Annotated in this window: 8 protein-coding genes and 1 riboswitch; of the genes, 1 reads left to right on the plus strand and 7 read right to left on the minus strand. The window is 38.5% G+C overall.

Annotated elements, in window-relative coordinates:
* Positions 1-24: 24 nt before the first annotated feature.
* The 7 genes from metH to DCE79_RS16675 form a co-directional block, all read right to left on the minus strand.
* Positions 25-3,456 carry a methionine synthase gene (gene metH / locus DCE79_RS16645; RefSeq protein ID WP_108714078.1) on the minus strand — a complete coding sequence of 1,144 codons (3,432 nt, stop codon included), beginning with the start codon at positions 3,454-3,456 and terminating at the stop codon, positions 25-27.
* The gene (locus tag DCE79_RS16650; protein ID WP_108714079.1) at positions 3,449-5,293 is read right to left on the minus strand and encodes a bifunctional homocysteine S-methyltransferase/methylenetetrahydrofolate reductase; all 1,845 of its coding nucleotides are present in this window, start codon (positions 5,291-5,293) and stop codon (positions 3,449-3,451) included. The genes metH and DCE79_RS16650 overlap by 8 nt, the downstream gene beginning before the upstream one ends.
* A gap of 101 nt (positions 5,294-5,394) precedes the next feature.
* Positions 5,395-5,494, minus strand: a riboswitch (SAM riboswitch).
* An 86-nt stretch (positions 5,495-5,580) separates the two neighbouring features.
* A complete protein-coding gene (hemG, locus tag DCE79_RS16655) occupies positions 5,581-6,966 on the minus strand; it encodes a protoporphyrinogen oxidase (RefSeq protein WP_108714080.1) in 1,386 nt (461 codons plus the stop codon).
* Positions 6,967-7,109: 143 nt separating this feature from the next.
* Positions 7,110-8,405, minus strand: coding sequence for a globin-coupled sensor protein (locus DCE79_RS16660; RefSeq protein ID WP_108714081.1), 1,296 nt, complete (start codon positions 8,403-8,405; stop codon positions 7,110-7,112).
* A 593-nt stretch (positions 8,406-8,998) separates the two neighbouring features.
* A complete protein-coding gene (locus DCE79_RS16665; protein ID WP_108714082.1) occupies positions 8,999-9,727 on the minus strand; it encodes an alpha/beta hydrolase in 729 nt (242 codons plus the stop codon).
* A gap of 10 nt (positions 9,728-9,737) precedes the next feature.
* A complete protein-coding gene (locus DCE79_RS16670) occupies positions 9,738-10,583 on the minus strand; it encodes a tetratricopeptide repeat protein (protein WP_108714083.1) in 846 nt (281 codons plus the stop codon).
* Between the two features lie 11 nt (positions 10,584-10,594).
* Positions 10,595-11,497 (minus strand): LysR family transcriptional regulator, encoded by a 903-nt coding sequence (locus DCE79_RS16675; protein WP_108714084.1) that lies wholly within the window; start codon positions 11,495-11,497, stop codon positions 10,595-10,597.
* Between the two features lie 196 nt (positions 11,498-11,693).
* Here DCE79_RS16675 and DCE79_RS16680 point away from each other — a divergent pair, with 196 nt between their 5' ends.
* On the plus strand, positions 11,694-12,440 hold the full coding sequence (locus DCE79_RS16680; protein ID WP_108714085.1) for an alpha/beta hydrolase: 747 nt from the start codon (positions 11,694-11,696) through the stop codon (positions 12,438-12,440).
* Positions 12,441-12,466: the final 26 nt, after the last annotated feature.

The following is a 12,466-nucleotide window of genomic DNA, read 5'->3' on the forward strand; positions in this document are numbered from 1 at the left end:
ATTTGGTAAGACGGCTCAATTTTATTACACATTAAAGTAACGTGCATCCGGATGTGCAAAAACAATCGCTGATACACTTGCTTCTGGTTCCATCATAAAGCCTTCTGTCAATTGTACACCGATATCTTCTGGCTTCAAGAGGTCAAATAACTTTTCTTGATCCTCTAAATTTGGACACGCTGGATAGCCAAAGCTAAAGCGCTGCCCCTGGTATTTCGCTGCAAAGCGGTCGCGCATCGTGAAATCTGTCGCATCTGGGAAGCCCCACTGGTCACGAATTTCTTGGTGAATACGTTCAGCAAAACCTTCGGCAAGTTCGAGCGCAGTTGCTTGTAGTGCATGGCTTTCTAAAAACTTCCCTGCTTCTTTTAATTGGCGCGCTTTTTCGCTGACACCGTAACCTGCTGATACGAGCATTAGTGCAACATAGTCCATTTTCCCACTATCAACTGGCTTTAAGAAGTCCGCCAAACAAAGGAATGGTGCTACTTGCTGGCGCGGGAATGTGAAACGTTTAATTTCTGTTTTTTGATCTTCTGGGCTGTAAATGACTACATCGTCTCCATCTGCTTGTGCAGGGAAAAATTGATACATGCCTGATGCTTTTAACGTGTCTCCACTTAAATACTCGGTTACTAATTCACTTAGCTGTACTGCACGTCCATCTTGATCAGCGAGTAGCTGCTCTAAATTGCCTTTCAAGCCTAAATGATGTCCGATTAATGTACGCATATTTACATAGGGGTGCAAATGCGCAATTGAGTAATTCCGTTTAATATGGCGGGCTAAATCCTTCGGCGTGATTACCGGTGCATCTCCTACTGTTCGGACTGGTTTTTCGCTTACTTCAACCACTGGACGAGCCGCGCGTTTTGCATCGGATTCGATACGCTTTTCTCGAGATTCTTGAAGTTCATGCAAAAGCTGATCACGCTCTTTTGGGTTCATTAAACGATTCGCCTGCTCTAATCCTTGCATCGCATCTTTTGAATAAATAACCGGTCCATCATACTGATCTGCAATTTTTGTTTCTGTAAAGCGGCGTGATAATGCGGCACCCCCTACAAAAATTGGCACATCAATACCTGCTTCCTTAAAGTCTTGTGCCGTGATGACCATTTGTTGTGCCGATTTCACGAGTAATCCTGATAACCCGATGAAATCTGGCTTCTCTTTACGAATCGCTTCGATTAATTGGGCTGGCGTTACTTTAATGCCTAAGTCTACAACGCGATACCCATTATTACTTAAAATAATATCGACTAAGTTTTTGCCGATGTCATGCACGTCGCCTTTCACTGTCGCTAATACCATTGTTCCTTTACTTGAACTGGATTCGCCTTTTTCCATAAACTGTTCTAAATGTGCAACTGCCGCTTTCATGACACCCGCACTTTGCAACACTTCGGCAACAATTAGCTGATTGGCATTAAATAAGCGACCGACCTCAGCCATTCCTTCCATTAACGGGCCATTAATGATTTCCAGTGGTGTGTCGAAAGTTTCTAGCGCTTTATTTAAATCGTCAATAAGACCTTCTTTTGTGCCTTCTAAAATATAATACGCTAAACGCTCTTCCACCGTTGCAGGGAGTTTTTTTTCAACTGCATCCTTCTTTTTACCACGATAAAAGTCCGTAAATACCGCAAGTGTTTCATCACTTGTATTAAAAATTAAATCATTTGCAAGTTTAATTTCCTCTTCCGGAATCGAGGCGTAGCGCTCTAATTTTTCAGTATTCACAATCGCGTAGTCTAGCCCTGCTTGTGTACAGTGATATAAATACACTGCATTCAACACTTCTCGTCCTACTGGAGGTAACCCGAATGATACATTGCTTACCCCAAGCACCGTTAAACAGCCTGGTAACTGTTCTTTAATTAAACGAATACCTTCAATGGTTTCTTCTGCCGCGCCGATGTATTGCTCGTCCCCTGTACCGACTGGGAACATTAGTGGATCAAAGATAATATCTTCTGGAGACATGCCCCATTTTTCGGTTAGTAATTGATACGAACGCTTGGCGACTTCTAATTTTTTCTCACGCGTAACCGCCATACCAATCTCGTCAATCGTTCCGACAACAAGTGCTGCCCCGTACTTTTTCACAAGTGGCATCACCGCATCAAAACGCTCTTCCCCATCTTCTAGGTTAATCGAGTTGATAATTGCTTTTCCTTGTGAGAACTTTAACGCAGTTTCCATTACTTGCTCATCTGTTGAGTCAATCACGAGTGGTACTTTTACTTTTTTCACGACTTCCTGCATGAAGTTTTTCATATCTTCTACTTCATCGCGGTCTGGATTCGCTAAACAAATATCGATGACATGCGCACCGTTTTTCACTTGAGCACGTGCAATTTCAGCAGCCTCTTCAAACTTGCCATCAATAATTAAGTTTTTAAATTTGCGTGAGCCGATCACATTCGTACGTTCGCCGATAAATAACGGGCGCATGGAATCATCATATTGAAGGGGCTCAATCCCTGATACGACATGACCATGTGTATTTTGTTTGGGCTTACGTGGCGCAACTTCTGCAAGTGCTTCTCGAATCGCCGCGATATGCGCAGGTGTTGTCCCGCAGCAACCTCCTACTATATTTAACCATCCTTTTTCCGCAAAGCCCGTTAGCTTTTTCGATAATGATTCTGGTGTTTCGTGATAGCAGCCTTCCTCATCAGGTAAGCCTGCATTCGGGTAACAACTAATATAACCATTTGAAAGTTCTGCTAATGAACGGATATGATCGGTCATAAATTCCGGCCCTGTCGCACAATTTAAGCCAACTGATAACGGTTGAATATGCTCAATTGAAATATAAAACGCTTCAATGGATTGTCCAGCAAGCGTTGTGCCCATCGGTTCAATCGTTCCTGAAATCATAACAGGCAGCTCTTTTCCAACTTCATCAAATGCGCGGCGAATTGCAAGCGTTCCCGCCTTTACATTTAGCATATCTTGGGATGTTTCAAGAAGAAGTAAATCCGCTCCTGCTTCTACTAAGGCCTTAGCTTGCACATAAAAATTTTGTTCAAGTTCTTCAAATGTAATACCACCTGTGACGGATAAGGTTTTAGTCGTCGGTCCCATGGCACCCGCAACAAAGCGTGGCCATTCTGGAGTTGAAAATTCTTTTGCAGCAGCCAGTGCAAGTTCAACGGCACGCTGATTAATTTCAACTGCCTTTTCACCTAAATCATATTCATTTAATACAAGCGGTGTTCCGCCAAATGTATTTGTACAAATAATGTCTGCACCAGCCTCTAAATACGCGCGGTGAATTTTCTCTAAAACGTCTGGACGTGTTAAGACTAAATTTTCATTACAACCATCTAATGGTTCTCCACCAAAATCCTCATAGGTTAAATTTTCATTTTGAAGCATCGTCCCCATGGCACCATCGATGATTAGTATTCTTTTTTGTAATTGCTCATGAATTGGATGATTAAGCATTTGACTGAACTCCTTTATTGTTAGCATCGAATTGGTTAACGTAATCCATTAATTCAAGCGTCATATCGTAACGTAAAAATGGTGTGATTAAGTAAATCCCATTGAAATACTGACACGCAGTATCCAGTAACTCTTTGGCAATTTTGATGCCTTCCTTTGTTGCAACTTCCTTATCTTCTCCACAAGCAGCCATTCGCGCTAAAACCTCATCTGATAATTTAATACCTGGTACTTCATGGTGTAAAAACTCGGCACTACGAGAAGACGTCAGTGGCATAATTCCTATATAAATGGGCGTCTCCAAATGCTTGGTTGCCTCATAAATTTCAACAATTTTTTCTTTTGAATACACAGGCTGTGAAATAAAATAGTCTGCCCCATGTTCAATTTTCTTTTCAAGTCTAGCCACTGCACGATCAAGCACACGAACGTTTGGGTTAAATGCAGCTGCTACTGAAAAGTTTGCTTGCTTTCGTAACGTCTTTCCCGTAAAGGATCCGCCTTCATTTAACTGCTTCACTAATGTAATCAGCTCCATTGATGACACATCATACACACTCGTCGCACCAGGGAAATCCCCCACCTTTGTCGGGTCACCGGTTACCACTAAAATGTCATGCAATTCGAGTGCATTGAGCCCCATCAAGTGTGATTGCAATCCGATTAAATTTCGATCGCGGCATGTCAAATGGGGCAGCGAACGAATCCCGTGCTCTTTTAAAATGGCAGCCATCGCAATATTACTAATGCGCGGTGAGGCAAGCGAATTATCAGCCATCATAATCACGTCCGCGCCTGCACTTGCTAATTTTTTTGCACCTTCTACAAAGCCTTCAATTTCTAAATGGCGTGGTGTATCCAGTTCCACAATAACCGAACGTTCACGCTTCGCTTTTACATGTAATGGCTCTTGCTTGCGGGGCTCTGCAACACGCACAAATTCCGTACGCCCTGGTTTTAATTCCTTCGTTTCGATGGGCACGATATTCACCAAACGCTGTTTTACCGCTGCAATATGCTTTGGTGTCGTCCCACAGCAGCCTCCGATTAAGCGCACACCTTGGTTTACTAATTCAACGGCAGCACGGGCAAAATAATCGGTTTCTGACTCATAGACAACGCGTCCATCCTCTACATCAAGTAACGATGCATTCGGATAAGCGGATAAGTACGCAGTCTTTGGAAGATTTACCGTTTCAAATGCTTGAATTGTATGGAAGGGGCCTAAGCGACAGTTACTTCCGACGATATCGGCACCAAGCCGTTCTAAATCTTGTAGTGCTTCATTTAATGACATCCCGTTTTGTAATACTCCTGGTTCTTGCATCGTCACTTGCGCAATAATCGGCAAGTCTGTTAACGTCCGAAGTAAATTTACGCAATGAGAAATTTCTTCAAAGTCATAATACGTTTCTAATAAAAATCCATCAGGCGCACCTGCTAACAGTGTTTCCGCTTGTTCCCTAAAGGCAGCTAAAATTTCTTCTAACGTCGCTTCGCTTTTACGAACGCCACGAATCCCTCCGATTGTTGCTAAAACGAATTGACCACCTGGTGTTGCAGCGCGCTTCGCAATTTCTAGAGCCGCTGAATTGAATTCTGCCACACGCCCCTCATAGCCATAACGAGCGAGCTTAATGGCATTGGCCCCGTATGTATTCGTTTGAATAATGTCTGCACCAGCAGCAATGTATTCACCATGAATTTTCTCAACAATTTCCGGGCGGATAATGTTCATTTCCTCATGACAATAATCTAATCCGTAAGAATATAACAATGTTCCAATTGCACCATCTGCCGTTAATACGCGCGTTTTTAACTCCTCTAGTAAACCCATTGCTCTCACTCCATTATTCACAGTATTTTCAGACTTCTGAAGATATAAAAAAACCTTCTTTTAAAAATAAAAGAAGGTTCACTATTGTAAATTTAAGTTCCCTCTCATCTGTTTGGCTACTTGCCAACTGGATTTAGCACCTGACTTACGTTGGTTGCTGAAGTTTCACTGGGCCAGTCCCTCGACTTCTCTTGATAAGAAATTTTATGAATTATTCAAATAATTAAAAGAATCATATCGTTAACCACAACGAACGTCAATACCCTTTAACAGAATGAAGCATTTCTTTACTGAATTCGACTAATAATTTGTTGTGCCGTATTTTTTCCATTTTCAATACATGCCCCAATGCCGACCCCAAAATAAGAGCAGCCTGCTAATAATAAATTCGGATAACGTGCTTCTAAGTCTTTTACCACAACACTTAATGCCTCATTGTGTGCTAAGTCATAGCGCGGCATTTGATTGATCCATTTTGTTACATTGACAACGATTGGCTCTGCTTGAATACCTAGGCTTAATCGAATATCTTCTAGGGCGACTTTAGTCAGTTCTTCCTCATTCATCGCGGCAAGCTCTTCGTAACGCGGGTTAATGTTTTTATAAAATAATCGTACGAGTAAATTTCCTTCAGCAGATGTATGCTTCCATTTACGGCTTGTCCATGTTGAGGCATTACATACTAAATCGCTATTATGTGAAACGATAAAGCCTGTTCCATCTGCAGGTAAGACACTGTCTGGCACGTCAAAACCTACATACATTGTAATCGCTGATGCTGTCGTGAATTTTTGGAATTGTTGCTCTAGCTGTTCATCATCTACTACTTTTTTCACCGTTTCATTTGGCACAGCAAGTACGACAACATCCGCTAAAATCGTTTCATCTTGTAGCACAACTTCATATTGCGCACCTTGCTTGTTAATTTGCTTCGTTTCAGTATTTTTTTTGATTTCTACTTCTGGCAACATCTCTTCTAAGCGATCGATAATCGCCGATAACCCGTTTTGGAATGAAATGAATTTTTTATTTGCTGCTTTTTCAAATTGTGCGCGGTTTGCTTCAAAGCCCTTAATAATCGAACCGTAATTGTTTTTATAATCCACTAAATAAGGCAATGTTGAAGCTAAGCTTAATTGATATAAATCCCCTGAATAAACACCAGCTAATACGGGTGCAATTTGTTTTTTGACAATTTCTTCACCTAAAAAGAATTCTAAAAATGTGCCAATCGAGCTTTCTTTAGTAAAATTCGTATTTGGCAATTCTAAATCTTGTAGCGCACGTTTTTTCCCTTCTTCTGAAATCAGTGTGCTTGATTGTAAGGACTCTACACTCATAGGAATGCCAAATGTTGAACCTGCTGGAATCGCATGTAATTCATTATTCGTATGAATATAAGAAATTCCAGTTTCGTTATAAACAAGCTGCGATTCAAAATCAAGTTCCTTCACAAGTTCTAAAACACTCGGATGACGAGCTACCATTGAATCTGCGCCTGTTTCCATAATAAAGCCTGCTGCATGCTCCGAATGAAGCTTCCCACCTAAATAACTATTTTTTTCCACCAATACAAGTCGCGCGTCAATCTGCTTTTCACTCATTAGGCGTTTTAAATAATGCATTGTGCAAAGACCTGTAATACCGCCGCCTACAACTACTACTGTTTTCATCTGTCCATCTCCCACTTCGTTCAGTAATCTCTACTTTTAGTATAATCTTTTTTTAATCGATTTGAACCTGAAGGATATTACAAATTTATAACGAAAGAAAGCAAAAAAATTAGAGCATAAAATACCCTAATTTTTTATTACATTTAGTTTTCTAAGTTTTGTGAAACCGTAGCTAATGTATCGGCTGCATGTGTGACTTCATCAAATGCACGACCAAGTTCTCCTATGGTTAAACCGATTTGCTCTACTTCTTGTTCTACTAAATTATTTTGTTCTTTCGTTTCAACCATCGATTCTAGAATGGCTGAGAACTGTTCTTCTGTACCCTTCATACTTGACTCACCTATTTGAACCGATTCTTTAATTTCTTTTAATGATTCAAGTAGTTTTGTCGTACGCATATTGGTATTTTGAAGGAGCTCTTCAACATTAATCGCCGATTGCTTCGTTTGCTCTGATAACTTCCTTACTTCACCGGCAACAACCCCAAAGCCTTTTCCCGCTTCTCCAGCACGGGCCGCTTCAATAGCTGCATTTAACGCTAACAAATTCGTTTGGTTGGCGATATTTGTTACAATCCCCATCGTCAATTCCATCTCTTTTGAAATTTCCGCTAGTTTGTCAATTTCCTCTGAAATAACGACAACGGAATCTTGAATCGCATCCATGCTAATGGCTTGCTGCCGGATTTGAACTTTACCATTATTTGCCTGATCCGTCGCAACATCTGAAAGCTCAATTGCTTTTTTCGCATAAGAAAGCATAATATCAGACTGATCCGTTAGTAGTTGGAACGAAGCGTTTGTCTCTTCGGAAATGGCAGCTAAATTAGAAGAAGATTCGATAATTAAATTACTTACACTATTTTTTTCTCCTTCTAGCTTTTCTTTCATACGATCCACAACATCTTCATACTCTTCTAAAACTACTTGCTGCTCGAAATTTATAATTTTCGAAATCGCTTCAATTGTATTAAAACGCTGTTCAACATTTGGAATTTCCGTCTTTATTATACGAATAAAATCAATTAATAGACTTTGGAACGCACCGATATACCATTTTGTTTTTAATCCAATATGAACATGAACTTTTGCAATTTTTTTGCGTTTCATAAAATATACTTCATCAATTTGTCCGTCAAACATTTCACAAATATGACGTTTCAATGTAACTTTTAAACGATCCACTGAACTGTGCTCGTTAATAATTTGAATTAAGCTAGCTTCCATTCCTAAATTACGATAAAAAGTATCCACAATTTGGTCAATATTTTGGTCCACATGCGGTTTAAATACTTTTAAATATTTTAAATCTTGTTCTGTTAAATTTAACATTTTAATTTGTTTTTTTATCGATGATCCCTCTGAATATTCAAGTCTTACCTTTACATCCTGAATCGATATTTCTTGATTAGTATCTTCCTTTTTTTTAAAAAACATGCTCAACCTCGCCTTATTCGTATTGCTCTTCCTTTTATAAGTTGAATAATTTAGATATACTAAGTTAGTAGTTAAAAATATAGTAATCTTGTAATACAAAATTTGCGATTGCCTAAGATGTCTTAGTTGCTATTTAGCTAACACGTTTATGTCACTAAATATCTTGTTCACCATTTTTTTATCAACATTTCTATTATAAAGAAGCATTCCTCTGAATGAAACTCGCGGTACTAAGAATCAAAAGAACTTATGCTTTCGTACTACTTTTGTCTCCTTGAACCTAGTCTATTCCTAATAGAAATATCTTTGTTTTTCATGTATTTAATTAACACCTAAACCAAAAGCTACAAAAACTATATGATGAAATATTCAAAAAAAATACCTATTAATAGTATAAAATATTTTACAAAAAAAGTAAATTATAATATGTCTTACTATTATAATCCCGAAACTTTCTTCATTAATATAATCATTTCCCCCTCTAATGAGGTTGACCGTAACATGAACATAATAACCTTTCCTCCCTATTCATCTCTTATAACAATATAATTCCTATTCATAAATTATTTTAAACCTTCTTAATCCATTCTAAATTAACCGTTATTTTCCAACCAAAGTAATGTCTCTTCAACCATTTTATTTTGTTGGTCTAAAGCGGATATATCCGCTTGTTTATCCCCTTTTTGTTCCCCATAAATTCCAAATTGAGCGTGATTACCACCCGTTATTTCTACATACTTTGCAGTCAAAGGTAACCTACTTTTTGAATTTTCTATATCAGATATTTCTGTGAGTCCATCTTTTTCACTATATATTGAAATAACATTAAGTGATTCGTCTGATAGATTTGTTCCATTGCTTGGATAAGAAGCCAGTAAAATTAAACCTTTCACGGATGCATTTTCATTCGCAAATGATGACGCTGCTACACCGCCTAACGAATGGCCGCCTACATACCAAGTTTTGATTTCTGGATAGTGCTCGATAAAGTTTGCTGCTGCATCTTGATCCATAATGGCGAAATTCAGACGTAACTTGGGAATGAACACAGCATAACCTGCATCCGCCAACTTTTTCCCGTAATAACTATACGCAGTATTTTCTACTTTTGCTCCAGGATATAAAACGATTCCCGCCTTTATTTCATCATTTGGTAGTAAAATGACATTCCCTTCGTCATCGACAATTTCTTCTATATTAATTTGACTAGTTAACTCGTTAGTTGGCGCAAGCGTTTGCTGTGACCAAATATACATGCCTGCTACACTAACAGTGACTAAACAAAGTAAGCTAATTGCAAACCATTTAAAAAATCTTTTCATTCACGTTCCCTCACATTTCTTCATTATTAAATTGTTCTATAGCTTTTTTTCGCCACTTATTTGCTTGTTCGCTCTTACGTAGTTCATAAATTCCAGCTAATTTATTGCTTGCCTCATAATCTCCGAGCATCGAAGCTTGTTTATAATAATGAATCGCATTTTCCTCATTCTGTGTGGTACCTTCACCCATTTCATAACAATAGGCCACATTAAAAATAGCATCTACATGAAATTGTTCCGCAGCCTTTAAAAACCAATCAAATGCGTGTACTGTATTTTGCTTTTGTCCAAGCTCCCCCGTAAAATAAATCATACCCATTCGATACATCGCCTCCGCATAACCTTCTATTGCGGATTGTTCATAATGTTGTAGCGCGAATTCATCACTTTGTTCTGTCCCTATGCCTTGTTCGTACATAATCCCTAACGTGTACTTTGCCTCAGCAACTCCCACATGAGCTGCTTTTGTAAACCACTCAAATGCTTTTCGTTCATCTACTTCTGTACCCTCGCCATTAAAATACATATCTGCGAGATTATTCATTGCATCCGCATGATCTAATAAAGCGGCACGTTCGTAAAGTTCAAATGCTAGTTGTTCGTTCCCCCTGTTACCGAGCGATTCAAAATAACAATTGGCTAATTCATAAAATGCATACGGATCTTCCATTAAAGTGGCTTCGTCTAACAATGCATACATTTCATCATAGTTCTTGTGTTGCTTGTATAATAATGCGACATTTATCATTGCTTGAATTTGTTTGCTTTTTGCCTGTTCAAATTGTGTGAGCCAGTACGTGACACTTTCTAATGGTGCCACCTCTTGTACGAAACGTTCAAACTGTTGTTCATCCATTATTAGTCCTCCTAGCTTTCATTCGTCTGATTTTTTCGATTTTGAAAATAGTCCACTAAGTATTGTTTGAATTCCATTGCTGCAGGAGGTAAATAACGATTTTTTGCCCATGAAACCCCAACAGAACGATAACAAGGTGGATCCACTTTCAACCGTTTTACTTTATAATCATCTAATCCTTTAATATTTGGAATGAGTGATACCCCCATACCTGCACTTACGAAGCCTGCAACTGTATGCATTTCTTCTGCCGCAAATGTTGTATTGAGTTCTATTCCTTCATTTAGGAAAAATTCATCCACTAATTGACGTAGCGAATTCCCTTTTTTAATCGCGATAAAGGGCTCTGACTTAATTTCCTCCAAACGAATTGTCTTTCTTTTTGCAAGCGGATGGGTATTTGGTACAATAACAAAAAGTTCTTCAACAAAGAGCTCTTCTGTCACGATTTCAATGACCTTGGATTCGATTTTTTGCGATAAGCATAAATCAATAGCGCCCTCTTCTAAGCGCTTTAATAAATTTAATGATGTCGCTTGAGTTAAGGAAAATTGCATATTTGGGAAGATTTTCGATGTTGTAGCTATGAGTTCAGGAACCATCTCCATACCAAGTGTATGAATAAATCCAAACGATACTTCTCCTGAACCTGGTTTAATAATATCTTCAAATTCTTCTTTAATTCGTTCATATTCGTCTAAAATAATGTTGACGCTTTGCAAAAAAAGTTGGCCAAAGCGATTTAAATAAATGGAACGCCCTTCACGATCAAATAATGGAACACCCAAAACGTGCTCAATGTTCGAAATTGACTTACTTAACGCCGGTTGGGAAATCGACAAAACTTCCGCCGCACGTGTCATATGTTGCATCGTAGCAACGATTTTGAAATAGTGTAGTTGTTCAATCTCCATTTTTTATACCTCACATCATTAATAACTTTTTGTAATCAAAACAATAGAAATAATAAATTGTACTTATACATTTATACCTTTTATAATAGTCGGTAGCAACAAGTTTTCATATCAAATTACTTTTGAAATTACAATAGATTTTTATAAAAATTTATAAATTTGACATAATTAACTTCACAAAGGGGTCTAACAGACAATGAAACTCATCGCGCCGAAACCTTTTACAATCGAAGCTGGAAAACGTGCTGTTTTATTACTACACGGTTTTACTGGTAACACAAATGATGTAAAACGTTTAGGGAAATACTTAGCTGATCGTAATTACACTGTACATGCACCATTATATAAAGGCCACGGTGGTGGTCCTGATTTATTGATTCAATCCAGTCCAATTGATTGGTGGAATAGTGTTATCGAGGGCTATGATGAACTTCGTAACCGTGGTTATGAAGAAATCGCGGTGGCTGGTGTTTCTCTTGGTGGAATCTTCTCATTAAAACTTGGTGAAGAACGTCCAACAAAGGCAATTGTTCCCATGTCTGCTCCTGCCATGTCAAAAAATACAGATAGCTTGCAAAATCGTATCGTCGATTATGCAATTAACTATAAAAAATTAGCTGGTACATACGATGAATCAGTTGATAGTCGCTCAAAAATTGCGGAGCTTGTTAAAATGCCTTCATTAAATTATTTACAAAGTCTAATAAACGATACAAGCGAAAAATTAAATGTCATCCAAACACCCGTACATATTTTACGTGGATTAGAAGATGATGACTATTATTGCGAAAGTGCAGACCTAATTTATAACTCTGTTAATTCCCGTATCAGGTCAGTGAAAACCTTCATTAACTCTGGCCATATTTTAACATTAGGGAAAGAGCGTGAATTAGTATTTGAAGAAATTTATCGTTTCTTTGAAGGCTTAAAATGGAACGACTAATCGTGTGTCCCTTTGCAAAAACCCCC

Source organism: Lysinibacillus sp. 2017, assembly GCF_003073375.1.
Lineage (GTDB): Bacteria > Bacillota > Bacilli > Bacillales_A > Planococcaceae > Solibacillus.